The sequence below is a fragment of the Micromonospora sp. CPCC 205539 genome, assembly GCF_036906815.1.
GTDB lineage: Bacteria > Actinomycetota > Actinomycetes > Mycobacteriales > Micromonosporaceae > Micromonospora.
In genome coordinates, this window is sequence record NZ_JBAKHW010000005.1 from 100,747 (window position 1) to 117,369 (window position 16,623).

Consider the following 16,623-nt stretch of genomic DNA (forward strand, 5'->3'; position numbering starts at 1 on the left):
AATGGGAAGAATCGATGCGCAGAATGTTCACCGGCGCTACGGTGATCGCCCTCCTGCTCGGTGCCGCCGCCCCGGCCGCGGCAGCCGCACCGGCGAGCGACGCACATGCCACCACCGACCCGGTCTCCTGGTCGGCGCGGCACCTCGGCCGGCAGGCCCTGCCCGAGCGGGACGGCTGGGCTGCCGAGGGCACCGGGACCACCGGAGGCGCGACGGCGAGCCCCGAGCGGACCCGGGTGGTGCGCAGCCGGGCCGAGCTGGTGGCCGCGCTCGGTGGCGACAACGCCAGCAACGCGACCGACGCCACCCCGAAGATCATCTACGTGGATGGTGCCGTCGACGGTTTCGAGGGCCCCGACGACACCCCGCTGAGCTGCGCCGACCTGGCCGACCCGGCATACACACTGGACGCCTACCTGGCCGCGTACGATCCGGCGGTCTGGGGGCGGGTCACGCCAGCCGGGCCGCTCGAGGAGGCCCGGGTGCGCTCGGTGGCCAACCAGACCCGGCAGACCCAGATCAACGTCGGCCCCAACACCACGATCATCGGGCTGCGCGGTGCCCGGCTGACCGGTCTCACCCTGATGATCGACCGAGCGCCGAACGTCATCGTCCGCAACCTGACCTTCGTCGACGCCCGGGACTGCTTCCCGGCCTGGTCGCCGACCGACGGCGAGGCTGGCAACTGGAACAGCCAGTACGACCAGATCTCGGTCCGCCGCAGCGAGCACGTATGGGTCGACCACAACACCTTCACCGACGGCGACAACCCGGACAGCGCCCAGCCGACCCACTTCGGGCGGCCGTACCAGGTGCACGACGGATCACTGGACGTCACGCACACCGCCAGCCTGGTCACCGCCTCCTGGAACCGCTTCACCGGGCGGGACAAGCTGATGCTGATCGGGTCGTCCAACACCGTCGGCCCGGACGTCGGGCGGCTGAAGGTCACCCTGCACCACAACCTCTTCGACGGCGTCCTGCAACGGCTGCCGCGGGTGCGCTTCGGGCAGGTCGACGTCTACAACAACCTCTACCGCCTCGACGGCGACGGCTTCCAGTACGCGCTCGGCGTCGGCGTGCAGTCCGCGCTGTACGTACAGAACAACTTCTTCGCCCTGGACGCGACGGTCGACCCCGCCGACCTGCTCTACGACTGGGGCGGCACCGCGCTCACCGAGCGGGGCACCTGGGTCCGTCAGGGCAGCGCTCCGGCCCGTCCGGTCGACCTGCTGGCGGCGTACAACGCGACGCACGACCCCGACCTGGGCGCCGACGCCGGCTGGACGCCCACCCTGCGCCGCGACCCGGTCCTGCCCACTGCGCTGGTCCCGCTCCTGGTGGGGCCGCTCGCCGGCGCCGACCGGCTGCCGATCTGATCGACCGGCCCACCGTCGCGGCGGGCGCCGATGGGGCCGGCGCCCGCCGTCACCACCCCACCCCCACTCCTACCCCCGAGGAGAACCCCGTGCGCATCCCACACCTTCCGCGAGGAGCGCTGGCCGCGGCCGGCGCGGGTCTCATCGCCGTCGCGCTCGCCGTCGGCGTGCCCACCGGTGCTCAGGCGGCCACCCTGTTCGGCGACACCTTCGACGACGGCACCGCCGACGGTTGGTCCAAGTCCGGCGGTGACTGGTCGGTGGTCACCGACGGCTCGGCGGCCTACCGGCAGTCCAACGCCGGCAGCGAGCTGGCGAGAGCGTTCGCCGGGCAGACGAGCTGGACGGACTACCAGGTCCAGGCCCGGGTCAAGCCACTGTCGTTCAACGGCACCAACCGGGTGGTCGGGTTGGCCGCCCGATCGTCGGGCGCGACGAAGATGTACCGGCTCGCGCTCGTCAACGCCAACCGGGCCGAACTTCAGGTGGTCAACGGCAGCGCGATCACCGTGCTCGGCTCCACCGCGCTCACCGTCGCCACGGGCTCCTGGTACACGCTGCGGCTGGAGGCCACCGGCAGCACCATCCGCGGCTTCGTCAACGGCTCTCAGGTGGGTGCCGGCAGCAACACCGCGTACGCCGCCGGCCGGATCGCGGTGGTCACCGCGTACGCCAGCGCGGTCTTCGACGACGTCGTGGTGGACAGCGCCGGCGGCGGACCGACCGACCCGCCACCGACCGACCCGCCGCCCACCGACCCGCCGCAGACCGGGCTGGTTGGCTGGGCCGCCCAGAACGGCGGCACCACCGGCGGCGCCGGCGGCGGCACGGTGACCGTCACCAGCGCATCGGCGCTGGCCAGCGCCGTGCAGGGCGACACGGCGACGACCGTACGGGTGAACGGCACCTTCAGCTGCTCGACGGAGATCCGCAGCGGCTCGAACAAGACGATCATCGGGGTCGGTTCGGGCTCGGGGTGGTCCGGCTGCGGGCTCAACCTGCGCGACACCAGCAACGTCATCGTGCGCAACCTGAACATCTCCAAGGTCCGCGCCAGCGTCGGCAACGGTGACGCCATCCACCTGGACAACACCACCAACGTCTGGATCGACCACAACGACCTGTCCAGTGACACCACCAGCGGCACCGACTACTACGACGGCCTGGTCGACATGACGCACGGCTCGAACTACGTGACGGTCTCGTGGAACCGGCTGCACGACCACGTGAAGTGCTCGCTGGTCGGGCACAGCGACGGCAACTCCAGCGAGGACACCGGCAAACTGAAGGTGACCTACCACCACAACGTGTTCAGCAACTGCTTCCAGCGCAACCCGCGGGTCCGCTTCGGCAACCCGGTGCACGTGTACAACAACTACTACGTGAACACGGCCAACCCGTCCTACAGCTACGGCATCGCCACCACGAACAACGCCGGGGTGCTGGTGGAGGGCAACTACTTCGAGAACATGACCGACCCGACGCACGTCGGCGAGGGCTCCTCCCCCGGTGGCAACCTGGTGGCCCGCAACAACCAGTTCGTCAACTCGGGCACCCCGCAGACGGCCGGCTCGGTGGCCGCCATCCCCTACTCGTACTCGATGGACGCCGCGAGCACCGTCAAGGCGACGGTGACCGCCGGCGCGGGCACCGGCCGAATCAGCGGCTGACCCCCAACCGGGCCGGCGCCGTTCGGGCGCCGGCCCGGTCCGGTCCCGTCGCGTCGGTGACCGACCGGGCCATCGACATGGAGGAGATCGGCTATAAGTGACGCATGGACTTCCCGTCGCACCTGGGCAGCATGCCGATGCACGCGATCACCGAGATCCACGGCGAACCGGGCCTGCTGGAACGCTTCCGGCTGGAGATCCAGGAGTTCGACGACCCGGCCCGGGCCCGGCTGACCGCCGCACTCGACCTGGCCGCCGACCTGCACCGCGACGACCGGCGGGTCCGCGAGCCGTACCTGAACCACCTGCTGCGGGTGGCCATCCGGTTGATGCACCACTACCAGGTGCGCGACGTGGACGTGATCGTCGCGGGTCTGCTGCACGACGCGGTGGAGGACCATCCGGCCGAGTTGGCCGGGCCCGATCCGGGCGCCGACCCGACCGCGGCTGCGCTGGCCACGCTCGCCGCCCGGTTCGGGCCGCGGGTGGCCACGCTCGTCAAAGCGGTCACCAATCCGGCGTACGACCCGGAGCGCGATCGGAACGCGCAGTACCGGGAGCACCTGGCGGTCAGCCTGGACCGGGAGCCCTGGGCCCGGGTGATCAAAGTATCGGACTTCACCGACAACGGCGTCGGGGTGATCCACACGGTGGGGCCGAAGGTGGTGTCCTCGGCGACCAAGTACCGGCCGCTGGTGCCACTCTTCCGCGACCTGATCGGCCGTCCGGACACGCCCCTCTCACCGGCGGTGAAGCGGCACATCTTCGGTCAGCTCGACCTTGCCGAGGAGCGGTTCAGCGCGATCCTGGACCAGCCCGCCCGCCGCAACTGATCGTCCGCGCTTCGCGGCCTCGCGGGGCAGTCGATCATGGGTCGCGGGCGATAAGGTCGGCGCTCAGGACGGCGAGGAGCAACTTGGAGGCCGGATTGAGCAGGGTCATCTCCATCATCGGGACCGCTCTCGGCCTGGTCCTCGCTCTGTACTTCATCGTCCGGGCCGTGCTCGAGCTGTTCATCGTCGACTTCTCCGACCCTGCCAGCTACCGGAACGACTGGGGAGGGCCGAGCCTCGCGGGGGTCCTCGCAGTCCACTGCGGCCCCGGCGTTCTGGCCGCCGCGATCATCGCCGTCGCCGTTGTCAGACGCCGCGCGCGCCGCCGCTGAGCAGCACGCGCAGCGGGTGCGCACCGATGGTGGCGAGGTCACCGAACACCCGGAGGAACATGGCGTACTGGCCCGCTGGCTCGTCGGCGAGCAGCTGGCTGGCGTCGTCGACGCACACGGTGAGCGGGCCCGCGTCGAGCCGGTCCCGAACCACGTCGGCGAGGGCGTCCCAGGTGTCGCCCAGGTATGTGGGCAGCGCCAGCGCGGCAGCCAGCGCGGCGAAGAACTCGGCCCGGGTGCGGGTCGCCGCGCCGGCCACCGTCACCGCGCCGGGCACCTCGAGGGTGGGTTCCCGGCGGATGCTCAGCCAGTCGGGGAGCCGGTCGCCGTCCTGGTGGGGCATCAGCGCCTCCTGGTGTGGGTGGACCGCCGGGGCCGACCGGGTCGCGGCCGGCCCCGGGTCGGGTCAGATCCGGTAGAAGTCGGTGTAGTGGTTGGGCGAGAACCAGGTTGCCCCGGTGCTGCGGTTCACCACGATCCGGTACGCGTCACGGGCGGCGCCCTGGGTGCGCGGGTAGACGTCGTACTCGTAGTAGGTGGCGTTGGTGGGCAGTTGACCCTCGTAGTTGTAGAACCGGCCGCCGGCGAAGTTGGACTTGCCGCCGCTCCACGAATACCAGCCCCGGGTGGTCGGGAAGCCCTTGGCGGACCAGCCCGAGCGGGCGGTACGGGCGTCGGCGCAGCGGCTGATGGTGCAGGAGCTGTAGACCGCCGCCGAGGCGGAGTCGGTCAGCCGTGGGGTCACCACGGAGGGGCCGACCAGTGCGCTCGCGACCATGGCGACGAGCAGAGCGAGGGTGGTGGTACGCCGGCGGATCGCGCCGAGCGGGGCCATCGGGGACACGAGGGTGGACATGCGCTGCCTCCAGACCATTCAATCCATCGATCCGCGTCACTATCGGATCGGACCCCAGTCTCGCCGCTGTCGACCCACCACGACAGTCTCGGCGCGCCAACGGTTTCACAATCTTCGATGAATCCCAGGCCACGCCACACGTACCCACTGGGCGCGCCCGGCGTGGCGACCGCCAGATCGATGATCCGTTGTTAGCGTGATATATCGGATACGCGATCAGGGAGTGGTGGCATGACGGACGCCCCCGACGGGAAGCCCGAGCCCGCCGAACGCCGGCCGCACTGGAGCGTCCGCGGACTGACCACCGCCCGGGACGCGAGTGTCCACGCTTGTCGGTGGATGGCGCGGACCTGGGATCGACTGGTGGCGGCGCTCCGGGACGAGGCGCCCGTCGGGGCGGCCGCCGAACCGTCTCCGTCCGGCCCGCTCGTCGAACAACGCGACGCACCCGGGCTGATCGTGGTGCCCGCTCGGGGGTACGTGTACTCCTTCTACCTGCGCGCCACGTTCGCCTGGTCGTCACCGACGAGCATGCGCGCCGAGCTCTTGAGCTGGTACGCGCAGTACTTCCAGCCACACGCGGTCCAGCGGTTGACCCGGCTCGCCGCCGACGCCGCCCGGGACCTGCCGCCGCACCGGGCCGCGGATCTGGAGTTGGCGGTGCAGCGGTCACTCGTCGACGACGGCCCGTGGCGTTACCAGCGGGGCGACATCGTCGTCACCTGCCAACCCGACGCCGCCGTCCGACTCGACGAGCGGATCAGGCCGACGCTCCAGCCGCACGTCGACCGGCTGGTGAAGCTGGACTACCAGTTCGACGAGCAGCTCCGACAGGCCCGGTACGCCGAACAGCTCAGCCGGCGGTGGGTCGAGATCCTCTCCGAACACCGGAGTGCGGCGGCCGACCAGGACCTCTCGACCGCCCGCCGCCACCTGCTCACGGCGCAGCGCGACGCCACGCGGTGGATCGACGGGCTGTTGCGCGTCCGCTCACAGCACCCCACCGACCCGGCCAGCCCCTCCCCCATCCCACCTCAGCCCAGCCCGCTCCCGCCGCGCTGATTCTGCTTCTGTTTGGTGGAGCGCTACCAAATCTTGATCATCTTCTTCTGGCTCTTCATGCCGATTGTTCCAGGTCCGCGCGTTCTGCCATGATCGCCAACGCTGCGTCGGCTGACTAGCATCCTCCCGTCGTCCCTGCCAGGGAGGCACCGAGGAGGAGTGCACGTGGAACTCGAACGCAACTGGAAGCCGTACGCGCGAGGGCCTTGGCTGCTGATCCTGGCTGTCGTTTTGGCGTTCTCACCCGAGATCATGGCGTCGATGGGCCGGGAGTTCATCTTCGGCGACTGGTTCGGCTACCTGCTGGCGCTGCTCGCCCTCATCGGCGGCGTCGGCGCGGTGCGCGAGAGTCGCCAGGCGTTCGCCGTCCGTATCACGGAGCAGGGCATCACCTGGGTCAAGGGGACGACCACGGTGGAGTTCGCGTGGTCGGAGGTGAGCCGCGTCGCCGTCGAGAAGAAGTCGAACGCCGGCAAGCTCGAGAAGCCCAGCATCCTCACCGTGTGGACGGCGGACAACGCCGAGCGCGCCCTGCCGCCCGACATCGAGCTGACCGGGCTGCGTGGTTACCAGGTCGCCGACCTGAGGAACGTGAAGCAGTCCTCGCAGCAGGTGAGGTCCGCGCTGCGCCAGTACGGCGGCGACCGCTACTCCACCGTCGCGAACTGACCGCCCCCTCGACCGAGCCGAACCAACCGGAGCCAACCGTGTCCACCATGCCCGTGCCCGCGCCCGGCGCGATGCCGCCGCCAGCCCTCCGCCCTCCGGCCGACGGGGAGTGCCAGTTCTGCGGCGCACAGCCCGCCGCCCACACGCAGTACCAGTCGGTCACCAGCATCGTGATCCTCTACGTCATCTCGTCCCAGCGCGGCTGGATGTGCCGCAACTGTGGCCTCGCGACGTTCCGCCATCACACGAACAAGAGCCTGGTCGGCGGCTGGTGGGGTATCGGCGTCATCGCCATCCCGATCATGCTGATCGCCAACCGCCTCCGCCTGGGTCGCATCCTGCGCCTCGCCCCACCACAGCCCACACCCGGCGTCGCGGCACAACTGCCAGCACCACTCGACCCCGGCAAGCCGGTCATGACACGGTCCGGCGGCATCGTGACCATCGTCGTACTGGCGTCACTCGTGCTGGTGGTCGCCTGCGGCGTTCTGGTAGCACTGCTGCCCAGCTAGTCGGACCCGGGCGTGCGGGTCCACCGTCGGGCGGACCCGCACGCCGAGGCTCACGCGGGCCTGACGCTGCGCTTAGCCAACTGGTAACCGGGCAGGAGGTCCTGGAACTCGTCGGCGTCCATGCCACCGATTGCCAGCAACGTGTCACCGCCGACCGCCGCCACGACGATCGCCCGATGTGGGTTCGGCTTCCCGTCGAGGTCCTCCTCCACGTAGGACGCCTCTCTCGAGTCGAGCGGCCCGGCCTTCACCTGGCGATACACGGCCTTCGGGTCCTTCGCGAACTCGGTGACGAAGCGCTCGACATCGGTCTTGCCCTCGCTCGGCAAGCTCTCGTTGATGCTCCACACCCGCAGGAACCCGACCAGGCCGGCCGGCTTGGCGTCGATCTCGCACTTCAGGGTCGAACGGCCCACCACGAGCTGCGCCTCCCCGGACACCTTCGTCACCTTCCAGTCGGCCGGGACCGAGAACGTGATCGGCAGCTCGCACTCGCTGCCCTTGGCACCCACCGTCGCGCCAGCCTCGGCCGGGGCGACCTCGTCGTGCCACGGCGGGCCGGACGCGATCGGGCTTGCTGACGACGACGGCGCCGCTGTGGTCTCTGTACCGCTCTCGGCGCAGCCGGCCGTCACGGCGAGGGTGAGTGCGGCCAGCATGGCCACCCGTCGGTTCATCTCGGTATCGTCCCCACATCGTCGATGCCGTCGACGCGACGGCCGACGGATGCTAACCGACGCGGGCTTTGCGTACTGCCCCCATGATCACTGCGTCACCAGCAGTTCCTGAGGCCCGCTGACAACTACTCACGACACACTGATCATGGGTGAGAGCGGCGGGAGGCGAGGATGGCCAGGGTTTCACTCCGCACCTCGGCGGGGCTGGCCAGCAGGCGACGGCGAGTCACACGCACGACGAGGATGCCGAGGGTGGCCAGCAGGGCGTCACGGCGTAGGTCGATCTCGCGTTCGGCGGGGTCCCCGTGGGTGGTTGCGCCGTCAAGTTCGATGTTGACCCGCTCCCGTCGAGGTACGCGAGTTCCAGGCTCGCGTGGCCGACGAGCTGACCGCTCTCAACGAGACGGTACGGCTGCTGAGCCAGGAGAACGACCGCATCAAGCGGGCGTTGCGCGACTGGCAGACGATGCACGCGCGGGAGTGCAAGCCGTCGCGGGAACACCTTGACAACTCCGGCCACTGGTGAGCGCGCGGACAGGACCGCTCCGGCGCAACGTCAGAGGGCGTTGACGGCCTGCGAGATCCGCAGTACGGCATCGGCGACGGCCGTGACCGTGCCGGCACCCGCGGTCAAGGCAGGCAGCAGACTGCGGATGCCATCCGCGTTGGGCTGCGGCTCCGCCGCGTAAGCGGCAGCCACACTTGCCAACCGCGTCAACCGTTCGGCCTCGTGCAGTTCCGCCCGGTGGAGCGCGACCTCCCTGATCAACACGTCGACGAGCCGCGAGAGGTCCGCGCCCTGACGGAAGTCATTGTTGCCGTTGTGCACGGAAGCGTTGTCACCGAAGACGTTCCCCGCACCGCTGATCTCGCCCTGAAAGTTGAATTCACTCACCGACGCACGCTCCCGACTCACTCGTCCGATTGATCATCGCGATAGGAATTGGCCACTCGCCCGTGATGGCCGAAGATGTTGCCCGTGCCGGACACCTCGCCGATGTTCGTGATGTTGTTGATGATCCGCTGCCTCCCCTCAGCGATCTCGGACGTGTCGATCCCCTTCTCGTCGAGGAAGGCCATCAGACAGTCGACCGCCCCTCGCTGCATCCTCAGCAGGCAGTCGCGCACATCCACCATCTCGAAATAGCTGTCGATGCTCGAGGTCGACGCAAGCTCGCGAACGCTGTAGGGGGCGCCGTAGTCGTAACGCCGGCCCTCCTCAAGGGCCTGGTACTGCTCCACCATCCGCTCCTCGTGGGCCTCAGCCAGGTCTACACCCCGGTCCGAGCGGAGGAACAGCTCAGCGGCGAACGTACGCCACGCCGCGATGGCGAGGGCACGTTCGATGGAGCGCCCATGAAGCGGGCCCAGATTCTCGCCGAACACGCCACCGAAGTCCGTCGAGCGCGCGGACATGCGAAGGACCGGGGGCAGGACGTATGCGGCGAACTCGCAAGAGAGCACACTCTGCTGGAGCGTGCAGCGGGCGAAGAGGGTGACCACGATTTCACCACCGACGAGGCTCTTCGCGAGACAGACGTAGGTCCTCGCCTGCTCCCCCGGCGCGTCACTTCCGAGATCAACCCAGTAGTCGTCGACGCGGGGCAACGGCCGCAGATCGTCGGGCGAGAGGAGGCCGTCACACTCCGGGAGCACGTCCCCCCGCACGTACAGCCGCTTCTCGATCTCGATGTTTTCCAATCCGAGCCTTGAGCGGGCGATACGGATCAGATAGTCATGCAGCTCTCGAATCGAGAAGGGGGTGGGTGGAGGAGTCCCATCATCCGTCTTGCCGCCTCTGCGGCTGACGTCGATCGGGGGCAGAGCCCACCGACCGACTTCGGTGCCGCTGCCGACGAAAGGGCTCTCCGCGTCAACCGAGAACGCAATGATGTTGGCTGCCTGCAGGACGGCGAGATCCTCCTCCAGATCGGCATCGACCTTGACGACCTGGTGCGCCAAGTCCGCGCCCTCCACCATCGTCTCCACGGCCGCCGCACGGGTTTGCTGGAGGCTGCGGTAGGTGGTGCGCCACCCCACTCCGTAAATGACGGCGATCAGGGGCAGCGACAGCAGGACTGTCGCCAGCCCTCCGAGCCCGAGGAGGAGGGCACCCAGCGCGATCAGCGCGATCAGCGTGAAACGTATGAACGCCACAGCGCTGTACAGACTGCGCCAATGAGCATTGGCGGCCTGGGCGTGCCGAACCAGCGCTACCACGTCCACACCGAACGACGGGCACCACGCTCTCGGATTGTCCGCGCTGTAATGCAACAGCACCTGCGCAGCCAGCGCCGGATGGAGGTGCGCGGCGCAGCACATCTCCCGGCTGGCCAGATCGGGCGGCGCAGAGGGCAGTGGCGCCCGCCCATCTGGATGACCGTTCCTGATATCGGGAGCGTTGTCGGTGCTAACGCTTCCCTGCGTCGATGACGGCATGCCAGGACAGTAGAGCTTTCACTGTCAATGCACTGTCCATGATCTTGCAACTGCCGACTTGGGGCCCCGCAGCACCGATCACCCCGCACAGTCAACAACCGGCACGGACGACCGATCCAGCAGCGCCCGCTGCAGGGACCCCGACTGCTCCACCGATCCACCGTGGACGCCCAGGCTGCGGCGGGCCGCCCGGTAGTAGTCGTCGCGCGCCTCGTTGACCCGGCTGAGCAGATCGGCGATGTCACCTGGTGGTTCGGCGATCCCCCGGGCGAGCCGTTCGACCTGCCAGACCGCGTCCCGCCACCCTGCGGCGGCCACCACCGTCGGCTCGTCGCCGAGCAGCAGCAGGTTCTCCCAGACGATGGTGCGCCGGGCGTCCGCCTCGGCCAGCTGGGCCAGTCCCTCCTCGCGGCCGATGGGGTGGCTGCGCGATCCGGGTCGGTGATCGGCTGTCATCCGCAGCGCCACGGCGTGGTTCTCCTTGATGGCGTGCGCGTACTCGACGTACGCGTCGAGCCGCCGCTCGTCCCAGCGGACGCTCTGGCTGCGCCGCCACCGCGCGCGGTCGGCCAAGGAGGTGGCGAGGATCGTGCCCAGGGTGCCGACCAGGACGCCGATCAGCGCCGGAAGCTGTGTCAGAAGCGTGCCCACGCCGCCGAGGTTGCCAGGGCGGTGCAAGGCCCGAACCGCAGCTAGCCGCTGTGCCACATCGGCGCACCGCGTCGGGCGGTCCGTGCCACGATCGCCGCTTCGGCGAGGACGCCGAGCAGTCGTCTGCTGGCCGCCACCGCGACCGGCCCCAGCGTCGGATGCCCCACCATCGAGTGGCACAGCTGGAGACCGATCTCCGCCAGTTCCCGCCGGGTCAGCGCGGGACGTCGCCCACGTTGCTCCGCGAGCGCCGCGTGGACCCGGCCCAGAAGCTCGTCGCGCTCGTCGGTGACCCGGCGTAACACCTCCACCGACCAGCTCCACGTCTGTGCCAGCAGCAGGTCGTCCCGTTCCGCGACCCGGTCGGCCAGCAGCAGTTCACGGTGGCAGACAGCGGCGGCCGCCGCCACCTCGCCGTCGTCCAGGAGTAGTCGGACCCGCAGCCCGGCCGCGATCGGCGCGGATCGCGCGAGCCCACCGTCGGCCGAGGACTGGCCGTCGCTCGCACCGCGGGTCGGTACCAGCCGGTCGAGCAGTGCTCGCGCCCCGTCGGTGTCACCTTCGGCGCAGCGCAGCGCGGCCAGGAACTCGTCGGTCCCGGAATCCTCGTCGTCGGCCTCCCGGCGGCGCAAATCCTCGGCGGCGACCCGCAGCTCGGCCAGGGGCGCGCCCGCAGCGATCAGACTCGCGACGCGGTGACGCTGCGGCAGCGCCGGCGTGGTCGCGCCGGGCGGGGGCGGCGCGGGCATGAGCGCCAGCAGATCCTTGAGCCGTGTCCACTGCCCGGCTGCGGCCCCGACCAGCAGCGCCTTACGCAGCGCCGCCACGGTCAGATTGTCGGTTGGCCCGATGTTCGTCGCCCGAGCCCCCGCGACATCGGTGAAGGTGCCGAGCGCCTCGGTCCAGTAGCCGGCGCCGGCGAGCTCGATGCCGAACATCTCCCGGAGCCGACTCCCCCGCCGCCCGGCCACCAGGCCGGCGGCCAGCCGGTTCTGGAGACGGCCATGCCGGAACCGGTACGCCCCGGCGCTGTGCCGTAGCAGGCCGACGGATTCCGTGTAGGCCAGGAAGCCCAGCAGCGAGAAGGGCAGCCGTTCCCGGACTTCGAGCACCACCCGGACCACCGTGAACCGGATCCAGGCGGCGTCGCCCCGCCGATACAACCACCAACCCAACCCCAGACCGAACCCGCCGTACGCCAGGGACGCCAGGGGTGGCGTGGCGGGCAGCACACCGGCCAGCGTCAATGCCGACGCGACGACGAGGACCCAGGTGACGGCGGACGCGACGGACAACAGGGCCGACGCGACGCTCGCGGCGCGGTCCGCGTTGACGGTCTCGACGGCGCTGGTGGCACCCAGCTCGGCAGCCGGAGCGGCGACGTCGACCCGCAGTCCGGACCGTACGGCGACGTACCCCCACAGGAGCACACCGACCAGGATGGCGGCTCGCTCATCGCCGAACGAGGGCGGCAGGGCCGGCACGCGGTCGAGCCGGGCAGCCACCTCCGGGGGCAGCGCGACGGACAGCATCAGCGTCAGCGTCATCCAGCCGGCGACACCGCCGAGGAACAGGCCACCGACGAGCCCTTCGCCGAAGGCCCGCCAGCCTCCGACGAACACCACCCGGCGAGGCGTCTCCCGCGCGGTGCCGCCGCGCAGCGCCGCCGCGCACGCGCCCAGCAGGAAGGCGGCGGATGCCAAGCCGTCGGGGTGGCGCGCGAGCCAGAGCAGCAGGTCGTGGATGCCGAGATCGGTGACCAACGCGGCGGTCGAGGTGAGGGCGTCGTGGGCGTACGTGAGGGCCACCCAGACGGCCAGCGCGGTTCGCAGACCGTCGATGATCGCCCAGAATGGACCGGGCAGCGCGGCGGGCAGTTGCCACCAACGGAATTCGCGTTGGTCGAGCGATTCCAGGTGTCCGGCGAGGAACTCGAGGTACCGGCGGGAGGCGTCCGGCTCCCACCGGCGCAGCCCCTGCCGGCCCCGGCCGGAGCGCAGCGAAGCGTCCACGGCCCTGGTCAGCAGATCGTCCTCCACCGACCGGCTGCCCTGCTCAAGAGCCAGCGGGAGCAGTTCACGCGGATCGGTGCCGGGCTGCTCGAAGGCGGTGCGGGCCATCGCCACCATCAACGGCGTGGACAGCCCGCCGGTCAACTCCGCACCGTCACCGATCGCGGCGGCGACGGTCGACCAGTTTCGGACTGGTGGAACGGGGCGGCGTCGACGAGGTAGTCGGCCACCTCGGCGGGGCGCAGCGGTTCGAGCACCACCACGGCGGTGCCGCGCAGCCTTTCACCCTTGACGAGGTAACGCTCGTAGACCGACGTGCGGCAGGTGAGCACAAACCGCTGGGTGGCCAGCTCGTTCAGCTGCTCGAGACAGGCGACCAACCGCTGCTCGGGCATCTCGTCGAGGCCGTCGAGGACGGGTACCACCAGATCCGCCTCCACGAGGTTGCGCAGGACGGCCTCCCGGCGAGGATGGTCGGCGGCGAGCTGCGGAAACCTCCGGGCGATCCGGTTGACCAGCCAGTCGGGGAAGCTCTCCCGGTCGGGGTCCCACGTCGCGACGGGCAGCGGCACCGGGACGGGTGCGTCTGGTTCGCGGTGCGCGGGCAGCTCCCGTGCCATCCGCAACGTCGTGATCGACTTGCCGGAGCCCGCCGAACCGAGCAGGAGCAGCCGCCCCGACGGGACGCTCCGGTAGCGGCTCCACAGCGTGCCGTCGCGGCCGGAGAGGTCAAGCGGGGTCGCGTCGCTGGATCGGCCGATCGACCGCCAGGAGGGGAGCAGCCGGTCCGGGCCGTTGGCCCAGCGCACCGGCAGCGGGTACGGCTCGTCGACGGCGCGCAGCAGTGTCTCGTCGGTCCGGTCGCGGCGGATCAGGTCGGCGAGCTGGTCCGCCGCCGCACGCCGGTCGGTGACCATCGCCGTGGACACGGTCGACCGTTCGGTGAAGACCTGGCCAAGGAAGACGTAGACGGCGATGAAGCCGGCGACGACGCCCCAGGCCCAGTTGACCTTCTCGAAGTCGTAGCGCAACCAGACCCAGGCCGTCCCGCCGGCCGCCAGCGCGCCGACGATGCCAAGCAGACCCCAGTTCCACACTCGACGCCGCACCGCATGATTGTGGTCGCTTCGAGGTCGCCGGGACACCCCGCTCAGGCGGCCAGGGTGGCGTAGCGGCCGTTGCGGTGCAGCAGACTGCTGTGGGTGCCGGACTCGACGATGCGGCCGTGGTCGAGCACCGCGATCTGGTCGGCGTCGCGGACCGTCGAGAGCCGGTGCGCGATGGTGATCGTGGTGCGCCCCTCGGCGAGCAGGTCGAAGGCCCGCTGCACGGCTCGTTCGGTCTCGGTGTCCAGCGCGCTGGTGGCCTCGTCGAGGACCAGGATGCGCGGGTCGCGCAGCAGCGTACGGGCGATGGCCAGCCGCTGCTTCTCGCCGCCGGAGAACCGGTGGCCACGTGAGCCGACCATCGTCTCGTACCCGTCGGGAAGGCCGGCGATCAGCTCGTGGATCTGCGCGGCGCGGGCCGCGGCCTCGATCTCCGCGTCGGTGGCGTCCACGCGGGCGTACCGCAGATTCTCGCGCACGGTGGTGTGCAGCAGGTAGGTCTCCTGGCTGACCACACCGACGATCGCGGCCAGGTCGGTCAGGCGGAGGTCGCGCAGGTCGACGCCGTCGACGGTGACCCGACCGCTGGTCGGGTCGTGCAGGCGGCTGACCAGCCCGGCGAGGGTGCTCTTGCCGGAGCCGGTCTCGCCGACCAGGGCGAGGCTGGTGCCGGCGGGGACGTCGAGGGTGACTCCGGCGAGCGCGGCGGTGTCGCTGCCCGGGTAGCCGAAGGTGACGTCCTCCAGGCGCAGGTGCCCACGGACCCGGGTGGGGTCGAGGTTGACCGGCTCGGCGGGGTCGTCCACGTCGACCGGCAGGTCCAGGTATTCGAAGATCCGGGCGAACAGCGCCAGCGAGGCGGTCAGCGAGACGCCCACGTTGAGCAGGCCCATCAGCGGTCGGAACAGGCCGCCCTGCAGGGCGGTGAAGGCGACCAGGGTGCCGATGCTCAGCGTGCCGGAGGTGCCGGGCAGCCCGGCGGCGAGGTAGATGACCGCCGGTACGGCGGCGAAGACGATGCTCATCGCGGCCATCCGCCAGCGCCCGGCCAGTTCGCTGCGCAGCTCCAGGTCGACCAGGCGGGCCGACGAGGCGGTGAACCGGTCGATCAGCGCGGGGCCGGTGCCGAGGGTCTTGGCCAGTTGCACGCCGCTGACCGACAGCCCCTCCTCGACGGTGACGTTGAGGTCGGCGAGCTCGCGCTGGCGCTGGGCGGTGATCTCGCGGCGCATCCGGGCGACCCGTCGGGTCAGCCAGATCGCCGGCGGCAGCACCACGAGCGAGACCAGGGAGAGCTGCCAGGAGAGCGCCACCATGGCGACGGCGGTGGCGATGACGGTGGTGAGGTTGGCCGCGACGGCGGTGGCCGTGGAGGTGACCACCGACTGCATGCCGCCGATGTCGTTGGTGATCCGGGACTGCACCTCGCCGGTGCGGGTCCGGGTGAAGAAGCCCAGCGACTGCCGCTGGAGGTGGCTGAAGACGTCGGTGCGCAGCCGGTGCATGACCTGCTGCCCGACCTGGGTGGAGATCCAGGTCTGGATGACGCCGAGGGCCGAGGTGACGGCGGCCACCCCGACCATGCCGAGGACCAGCCAGACCAGCAGGGTCACGTCACCCTGCGGGAGGGCACGGTCGATCACGGTACGGAGCAGGAACGGGCTGGCCATCGCGACGATCGAGGAGACCACGATGATCGCGGTGACGACGGCCAACGCGGGCCGGTGTGCGGTGAACAGCCGGCCGATGCGGCGCAGCGACACCTGTCGGGCCTGCGCCTTCTCGGCGGCGCTGACGGTGCGGTGGCCGCGGTCGCGGCCTGCGGGGGTGGGTTCCAAGGGGCACTGCCTCTCGTCGGGGATATTGCTGAGGTTACCTCATCATGAGGGAACAACCGCATTCCCTGCTACCGTATTCCCCGTGACAGACAGCACCGCGGACGGCGACGACGACAGCCTGGCGGAGGCGTTCTGGGCGGTCGCCGGCCGGCTGCGCCGACAGGCCCGCGAGTCCCTGGAGCCGTGGGACGTCACCCCCAGCCAGTCCCGGGCGCTCGGCGTGCTGGCCCGACACGGCGAGCTGCGCCCCGGCACGCTCGCCGAACACCTGCGCATCGCCCCCCGCTCGGCCACCGAGGTCGTCGACGACCTCCAGACCCGAGGGCTCGTCGAGCGCCGGCCCGACCCGGCCGACCGGCGGGCGACCCTGGTCGCGCTCACCGAGGACGGCGACCGGGTCATCGAGGCCATCCGGACCGCCCGTCGGGCCGAGGCCGACCGCTTCTTCGGCCACCTGGACGACGCCGACCGCGCCCAACTCGCCCGCATCCTGCGTACGCTGCGCGGCTGAACCGCCGACGCGGCCCGCTCCCCCGCAGCGGCCGGCCGGCGCGGACGCCGGGTTTGCGCACCCCGCGCCCGGGTAG

Annotated in this window: 19 protein-coding genes; 9 read left to right on the forward strand and 10 right to left on the reverse strand. The window is 70.6% G+C overall.

Annotated features, from left to right (window positions below; genetic code table 11):
* The first annotated feature begins 14 nt into the window (after positions 1 to 14).
* The 4 genes from V6V47_RS06935 to V6V47_RS06950 all read left to right on the forward strand — a co-directional run bounded on the left by V6V47_RS06935 (position 15) and on the right by V6V47_RS06950 (position 4,214).
* Positions 15 to 1,379, forward strand: a complete 1,365-nt coding sequence (locus V6V47_RS06935) for a pectate lyase family protein (RefSeq protein ID WP_334627187.1) — start codon at positions 15 to 17, stop codon at positions 1,377 to 1,379.
* 89 nt (positions 1,380 to 1,468) lie between these two features.
* Positions 1,469 to 3,049: a pectate lyase family protein gene (locus V6V47_RS06940; RefSeq protein WP_334627189.1), complete on the forward strand. Its 1,581-nt coding sequence runs from the start codon at positions 1,469 to 1,471 to the stop codon at positions 3,047 to 3,049.
* Positions 3,050 to 3,153: 104 nt separating this feature from the next.
* Positions 3,154 to 3,882, forward strand: a complete 729-nt coding sequence (locus V6V47_RS06945; protein WP_334627192.1) for an HD domain-containing protein — start codon at positions 3,154 to 3,156, stop codon at positions 3,880 to 3,882.
* 83 nt (positions 3,883 to 3,965) lie between these two features.
* On the forward strand, positions 3,966 to 4,214 hold the full coding sequence (locus V6V47_RS06950) for a hypothetical protein (RefSeq protein ID WP_334627194.1): 249 nt from the start codon (positions 3,966 to 3,968) through the stop codon (positions 4,212 to 4,214).
* On the opposite strand, the gene V6V47_RS06955 is transcribed toward V6V47_RS06950, so the two are convergent.
* Complete coding sequence (locus V6V47_RS06955) at positions 4,189 to 4,557, reverse strand: barstar family protein (protein WP_334627196.1); 369 nt, start codon at positions 4,555 to 4,557, stop codon at positions 4,189 to 4,191. The genes V6V47_RS06950 and V6V47_RS06955 overlap by 26 nt on opposite strands.
* 63 nt (positions 4,558 to 4,620) lie before the next feature.
* The gene (locus V6V47_RS06960) at positions 4,621 to 5,070 is read right to left on the reverse strand and encodes a ribonuclease domain-containing protein (protein ID WP_442934197.1); all 450 of its coding nucleotides are present in this window, start codon (positions 5,068 to 5,070) and stop codon (positions 4,621 to 4,623) included.
* A gap of 231 nt (positions 5,071 to 5,301) precedes the next feature.
* Here V6V47_RS06960 and V6V47_RS06965 point away from each other — a divergent pair, with 231 nt between their 5' ends.
* From V6V47_RS06965 to V6V47_RS06975, 3 genes are all read left to right on the forward strand, one after another.
* On the forward strand, positions 5,302 to 6,132 hold the full coding sequence (locus V6V47_RS06965) for a hypothetical protein (protein WP_334627197.1): 831 nt from the start codon (positions 5,302 to 5,304) through the stop codon (positions 6,130 to 6,132).
* A gap of 165 nt (positions 6,133 to 6,297) precedes the next feature.
* Complete coding sequence (locus V6V47_RS06970; RefSeq protein ID WP_334627198.1) at positions 6,298 to 6,801, forward strand: hypothetical protein; 504 nt, start codon at positions 6,298 to 6,300, stop codon at positions 6,799 to 6,801.
* A gap of 38 nt (positions 6,802 to 6,839) precedes the next feature.
* Positions 6,840 to 7,313 (forward strand): hypothetical protein, encoded by a 474-nt coding sequence (locus V6V47_RS06975; protein ID WP_334627199.1) that lies wholly within the window; start codon positions 6,840 to 6,842, stop codon positions 7,311 to 7,313.
* A 50-nt stretch (positions 7,314 to 7,363) separates the two neighbouring features.
* Here the strand turns inward: V6V47_RS06975 and V6V47_RS06980 are convergent, their stop codons facing one another.
* Both V6V47_RS06980 and V6V47_RS06985 read right to left on the reverse strand, forming a co-directional pair.
* A complete protein-coding gene (locus tag V6V47_RS06980; protein WP_334627200.1) occupies positions 7,364 to 7,990 on the reverse strand; it encodes a lipoprotein in 627 nt (208 codons plus the stop codon).
* Positions 7,991 to 8,133: 143 nt separating this feature from the next.
* Entirely contained in the window at positions 8,134 to 8,322 is a 189-nt protein-coding gene (locus V6V47_RS06985) for a hypothetical protein (RefSeq protein WP_334627303.1), read from the reverse strand.
* 41 nt (positions 8,323 to 8,363) lie between these two features.
* On the opposite strand from V6V47_RS06985, the gene V6V47_RS06990 reads away from it, so the two are divergent.
* The gene (locus V6V47_RS06990; RefSeq protein WP_334627201.1) at positions 8,364 to 8,516 is read left to right on the forward strand and encodes a hypothetical protein; all 153 of its coding nucleotides are present in this window, start codon (positions 8,364 to 8,366) and stop codon (positions 8,514 to 8,516) included.
* A 30-nt stretch (positions 8,517 to 8,546) separates the two neighbouring features.
* On the opposite strand, the gene V6V47_RS06995 is transcribed toward V6V47_RS06990, so the two are convergent.
* From V6V47_RS06995 to V6V47_RS07020, 6 genes are all read right to left on the reverse strand, one after another.
* Positions 8,547 to 8,885: a hypothetical protein gene (locus tag V6V47_RS06995; RefSeq protein WP_334627202.1), complete on the reverse strand. Its 339-nt coding sequence runs from the start codon at positions 8,883 to 8,885 to the stop codon at positions 8,547 to 8,549.
* 17 nt (positions 8,886 to 8,902) lie between these two features.
* On the reverse strand, positions 8,903 to 10,429 hold the full coding sequence (locus V6V47_RS07000) for a hypothetical protein (RefSeq protein ID WP_334627204.1): 1,527 nt from the start codon (positions 10,427 to 10,429) through the stop codon (positions 8,903 to 8,905).
* Between the two features lie 78 nt (positions 10,430 to 10,507).
* Positions 10,508 to 11,080, reverse strand: coding sequence for a hypothetical protein (locus tag V6V47_RS07005; protein ID WP_334627206.1), 573 nt, complete (start codon positions 11,078 to 11,080; stop codon positions 10,508 to 10,510).
* Between the two features lie 41 nt (positions 11,081 to 11,121).
* Positions 11,122 to 13,236, reverse strand: coding sequence for a hypothetical protein (locus V6V47_RS07010; protein ID WP_334627207.1), 2,115 nt, complete (start codon positions 13,234 to 13,236; stop codon positions 11,122 to 11,124).
* A complete protein-coding gene (locus V6V47_RS07015) occupies positions 13,233 to 14,201 on the reverse strand; it encodes an NACHT domain-containing protein (RefSeq protein WP_334627208.1) in 969 nt (322 codons plus the stop codon). The genes V6V47_RS07010 and V6V47_RS07015 overlap by 4 nt, the downstream gene beginning before the upstream one ends.
* Before the next feature lie 41 nt (positions 14,202 to 14,242).
* The gene (locus V6V47_RS07020) at positions 14,243 to 16,036 is read right to left on the reverse strand and encodes an ABC transporter ATP-binding protein (protein ID WP_334627209.1); all 1,794 of its coding nucleotides are present in this window, start codon (positions 16,034 to 16,036) and stop codon (positions 14,243 to 14,245) included.
* A gap of 82 nt (positions 16,037 to 16,118) precedes the next feature.
* Between V6V47_RS07020 and V6V47_RS07025 the strand changes: the two genes are divergently transcribed.
* Positions 16,119 to 16,547, forward strand: coding sequence for a MarR family winged helix-turn-helix transcriptional regulator (locus V6V47_RS07025; protein ID WP_334627211.1), 429 nt, complete (start codon positions 16,119 to 16,121; stop codon positions 16,545 to 16,547).
* Positions 16,548 to 16,623: the final 76 nt, after the last annotated feature.